This is a genomic window from Frankia tisae, from assembly GCF_025403405.1.
Lineage (GTDB): Bacteria > Actinomycetota > Actinomycetes > Frankiales > Frankiaceae > Frankia > Frankia tisai.
On record NZ_JANEZT010000485.1, the window covers coordinates 1 to 4,074 of the forward strand.

Genomic DNA, 4,074 nt, shown 5'->3' on the forward strand with positions numbered 1-4,074 from the left:
GCGGTGGAGGCTGTTGCCCCGCGAGCACCCACCTGAGGAGAGCAGAGGCCAACAGTGAGCGAGTACCAGCATCTCGGCACCTACAGCGATCTCGTCCGCGTCGCCCGCGAGCAGCAGGGCGGCCCCATCCCACCAGCGTTTCCAGGAGCGCGTACGAGGGCTCTGGTCCGCGACACACTGGGATTCGGCGGCGACTGGGAGACACCCGGCGACGTCCGGGTCGAACAGCGGTGGAAATCCGACGGTCTGCTCGGTGAGGAGATTTCCTGGTCGGTCGGTTTCGGCCCGCGCACCCACGCCTACGTGCTGAAACCGGCGAACGTTGACGGGCCCTTGCCCGGTGTCCTCGCCCTGCACAGCCATGACGGCATGACCTTCTACGGCAAGGAGAAGGTCGCCGACGGGCCGTCGGACGTTCCACCGGCGGTCGCGGCACTGCGCGCACGCCAGTACGGGAGCCGAGCGTTCGCCGACGCGCTGGCGCGCGAGGGCTTCGTCGTGCTGGCGCACGACACCTTCCTCTGGGGCAGCCGCCGGTTCCCGACCGAGACACTTGCGCCACAGACGCGTCGGCACGCGGACAACTGCTGGCAGCTGAGCCCGTCCCGCGAGGTCTCCGACGAGGTCGCCTGGCACGACGCGGCTTCCTGGCATCACGAGCACATCGTCGAGAAGTACTGCGCGTTGCTGGGCACCACCCTCGCCGGAGTCGTCGCCTTCGAGGACCGCGTCGCAGCCGCCTACCTGACGTCCCGTCCCGACGTCGCACCAGCGGGCATCGGCTGCATCGGCCTGTCCGGCGGCGGCTGTCGCGCGGCGCTCCTGCAGGCCACCTGCGAACAGGTCGCCGCCGCCGTCATCGTCGGGATGATGAGCACCTACGACGGCCTGCTCGACCGGCACGTCGCCGGGCACGGCTGGCTGTTCTTCCCCGCGGCCTGGCCCCGCCACGGCGACTGGCCCGATCTCGCCGCCTGCCGCGCCCCGTCGCCGCTGCTCGTCCAGTACAACCGGCACGACCAGCTGTTCTCCCCCGCCGCCGGGTAGTCACCGCCACCCCACTTCAAGATCGAATAGGTACACCGCCAATCCGTCAACAGTGTTGATTATCTTGGATGAGCGAACCGGGCGGCAGCCGTTGACCTCAACGGGGGTTCAGCTTCTAGGGTCGGTCACGGACGGGCCGGCCAGTCATCGCCGACGTCCGTCCACCGCCGCGGCCACGCCCGGCCGCGGCCTACCGTCGCTCCCGGGCCGACCGGGACCCGCAGAGGGAGCCACCGTGGTCTTCACCCCGGCCGAACTCGACTACCTGCACTCCCAGCGCCTGGGCCGGCTCGCCACACTCGCCCCGGACGGGACGCTGCAGAACAGCCCGGTCGCCCACACCGTCGACGACACGACGGGAGTGATCAGCATCTACGGCTACGACCTCGGCAACAGCCGCAAGTTCCACAACATCGCCGCCAACGGCCAGGTGGCCTACGTCGTCGACGACATCGCCTCGCTGCAGCCGTGGACGGTGCGCGGCCTGGAGATCCGTGGGACCGCCGAGGCCCTGACCCGGCAGGAACCCCCGGCCGCGCACCTGAGCCCCGAGGTCATCCGCGTGCACCCCCGCCGGATCATCAGCTGGAACCTCGGCGCCGACGGTCGGGAGGGCTCACGGCGCACGGTGGCGTGAGCGGCGGCGCCACCGTGCGCCGTACGTCCCGGTCCCGGTTGGCGTCGGCGCGCGGCGAAGGGTCGGTGACCGCGGAGCGTCGCGGCGCGGCCGGTCTGGGATTGCGGGCCTGCTCGGCCGGCGAGCTACTCGGCGGCGAGCCGTTCGATGTCCGCCGGCTGCCACACGCCGGCGGCACCGGGCCGGGTGGCGAGATACCCGGCGATCCGGGCCGGCGACCAGCCCTGCGCCTCGCGCAGGCCACCGGCGAGCATGGCCAGGTAGCCGGCCGACGGCACGGTGGGGCGCACGTCGGCGAGCGACCACGGAGCGGTGAACGTCAGGACGGGGACGCCGGTGCGGTGGCCGACGAGCACCAGCGTCTCGTAGCGGCCCGGACCCATCCGAATCCGGCCGGTGCGCAGCACGGCGGCCAGGTCGAGGTCGACGTCGGGGGCGCGGTGCATCTCCTGGGCGGCGATGTCGGCGAACTGGCCGACGGTGAGCAGGTGTGCCCGGCCGGCGACCTCCCCGGGTGCCGCCGGGTCGTAGAAGGCGATGCCGCCCGTCCAGATCCGCGACTCCAGCGCGAAGTACATCTCGCCGGGCAGCATCACCGGGACCGACAGCCGCGGCGGGCGGGGATCGCGGCTGCCGGGATGGCGGTGGTCGCTGCCCGGCGGGCAGCCGCCGTCGAGGTAGTGCCGCAGCCGGGCCATGCGCATGTTCGAGCCGTAGCTTGCATACCAGACCAGCTCGGGTCCGACCGATCGAACCTGCTTCGCCCGCCCGGCGGGTGCCGGTTCACTCACCGGGCCGGCCGCGCGCACCCGGTATGCAACACCGCTTCCGCACCGTCACAGTATGCGGATCCTGTAGGTAGGAATCGTCCGGTAAGGACAATTGTCAGGCACGGACGGCGACCGTACCCACGGTGGCGGTCGGTCGGTAGGCCGGCGGAACGGACTGGCGTGACGATTCCGGCCACCGGGACCGGGTACGCCCAACAGGTGCCGCGATCCGCGTCGCCCGACGGAGGGAGGACCGCCGGACCTGCCCTAGACGTGACCGACCGCCTGTTGGAACGTCTCGACATCGGCCTGTTGGCCACCACGGCGTCCGACGGCGTGATCAGCGACGTCAACGACACCGCGAGCCGGATCCTCGGCCGTGACCGGGCCGCGCTGATCGGCTCCCGTCTGGCGGACCACCTGCTGCCCGGCGACGCCGCCCGGCTGCGGGACTATCACCTCCGTCAGCTCGCCCACCTCTCACCGGGCCCGGCCCACGCCGCGGTGCGCGGCCGGGCCGCGGGCGAGGCGCCGGAGACGCCGCTGGCGGTGCGCCTGGTCCGCCCGGGCGGCTCGCTGGTGCCGGTGCTGATCGTCGCCACGGCGGTGCCCGGGGACGACGGGCCGCGGGTCGTCAGCCGGGTGCAGGACATCACCGAGCAGGAGCAGGCGAACCGGTACCTGCGGCTCGTGCTGGACCACAGCCCGGTGTCGATGCTGCTGATCGACCGGTCGGGCCGCTCGGTGTTCGGGGTGGGCGCGCACACGGCCGAGGAGGCCGCGGGCCTCGCCGCCGCCGAGTCGGCGTCGGTGTTCGACGTGTTCGCCGATCATCCGGAGCCGACGGCCATGCTGCGCCGAGGTCTCGCCGGTGAGCCCGGCGCGCGGATCGTCGGCGCGTTCGGCCGCTACCTCGACCTGCACGTGATGCCGATCCGCGACCCCCTGGGCCAGGTCAGCCTGGTCGCGGCCATCACGATCGACATCACCGAGCGGGAAAGCGCCCGCGCCGCGCAGGCCCACCTCGCCGACCTGGCCCACCAGGCCCTGGTCACCCTCGAGCCGGCCGTGCTGTGGCGCCGGGCGACGGCGGTGCTCGCCGAGCATCTCGGGGCGACGGCGACCCTGCACGAGGTCGACGTGGATACCGGCGCGCTGGGCCTGGTGGCCGCCGACGGCCCGTCGGTGTCGCGGACCGTGGCCGCCGCGGTCGCCCAGGAGGCCCTGCGCGGACCCGCGGGGTCGCGGTCGGCGACCGCCGGCGGCGAGGTGGACCCGCACCAGGACGGCTGGTTCGCCCTCGCCAAGCCGATAGGTCTGCGCGGTGAGCCCTCGGCGGTCGTCGCCGTCCAGCGGCCCCCGGGCGCTGCCGGGCCCCCTTACACCTCCCCGGGGACCGTCCTGCCGGCGGGGGTGGGGGCCTTCAACGACTCCGAACGCAGCTTCGTGGCGGCGGTGGCCGGCGTGCTCGGTGCGGCCGCGGCCCGCTTCGCCGCCGAGCGGGAGATCCGCTACCGCTCGCAGCACGACATGCTCACTGGGCTGCCCAACCGGGCGTCGCTGCTGGAGCGGCTGCGCAGCAGTCTGGCGGCGGACCACCGGGCGGGGGACGGCGAGGGC

Annotated in this window: 4 protein-coding genes; 3 read left to right on the forward strand and 1 reads right to left on the reverse strand. The window is 73.3% G+C overall.

Annotated elements, in window-relative coordinates; genetic code table 11:
• Nucleotides 1-54 precede the first annotated feature (54 nt).
• Both NBZ85_RS28490 and NBZ85_RS28495 read left to right on the forward strand, forming a co-directional pair.
• The gene (locus tag NBZ85_RS28490; protein WP_261557048.1) at nt 55-1,047 is read left to right on the forward strand and encodes a dienelactone hydrolase family protein; all 993 of its coding nucleotides are present in this window, start codon (nt 55-57) and stop codon (nt 1,045-1,047) included.
• A 235-nt stretch (nt 1,048-1,282) separates the two neighbouring features.
• Entirely contained in the window at nt 1,283-1,684 is a 402-nt protein-coding gene (locus tag NBZ85_RS28495) for a PPOX class F420-dependent oxidoreductase (protein WP_261557046.1), read from the forward strand.
• A 125-nt stretch (nt 1,685-1,809) separates the two neighbouring features.
• On the opposite strand, the gene NBZ85_RS28500 is transcribed toward NBZ85_RS28495, so the two are convergent.
• Nucleotides 1,810-2,475: a histone deacetylase gene (locus NBZ85_RS28500; protein ID WP_261563045.1), complete on the reverse strand. Its 666-nt coding sequence runs from the start codon at nt 2,473-2,475 to the stop codon at nt 1,810-1,812.
• A 252-nt stretch (nt 2,476-2,727) separates the two neighbouring features.
• On the opposite strand from NBZ85_RS28500, the gene NBZ85_RS28505 reads away from it, so the two are divergent.
• The coding region (locus tag NBZ85_RS28505) for a sensor domain-containing protein (RefSeq protein ID WP_261557043.1) at nt 2,728-4,074 on the forward strand (1,347 nt) is incomplete at its 3' end.